The 416-nt window shown below is 60.3% G+C and carries 1 pseudogene; it reads left to right on the top strand.

The features are described 5' to 3' along the window. Positions 1–211: 211 nt before the first annotated feature. Positions 212–416: pseudogene (locus tag OQ789_RS25830) on the top strand (IS110 family transposase); the annotation flags it as partial.

Below are 416 nucleotides of genomic sequence, written 5' to 3'. Positions count from 1 at the left end.
TCAGTGTCAGGGTGATGTTGCCGCTTGTTGCGGTGGTTGGATCCTGATCACCTGATGTCTGGCTCATAGAGTCGGTGCCGCTCCGCTGGGGTTGGCGTTCATGCGTTTTGTCGGCATCAGGTGTGAAGGACCGGCCGGCGTGACTTGATAGGAGCGTGGCATCGCCCCCGACTGAGATGTGTCCGCCGACCGGCCCAACCGTCACCTCATAGTGAAGGAGGCAACCACCATGGTTGTTGTTGGAGCCGATGTTCACAAGCGCACGCATACGTTCGTTGCCGTGGATGGGGTGGGCCGCAAAGTTGGTGAGAAGGTCGTGGCAGCCACGACGGTGGGTCATCGCCAGGCTGTTCGATGGGCTCGCACTCAGTTTGGTGTCGAGCTGGTGTGGGCGATCGAGGACTGCCGACACTTGT

Source organism: Mycobacterium sp. 94-17, from assembly GCF_035617725.1.
Classification (GTDB): Bacteria; Actinomycetota; Actinomycetes; order Mycobacteriales; family Mycobacteriaceae; genus Mycobacterium.
The sequence above is the reverse complement of the archived record's forward strand: the minus strand, read 5'-3'. Positions and strand labels throughout refer to the sequence as shown.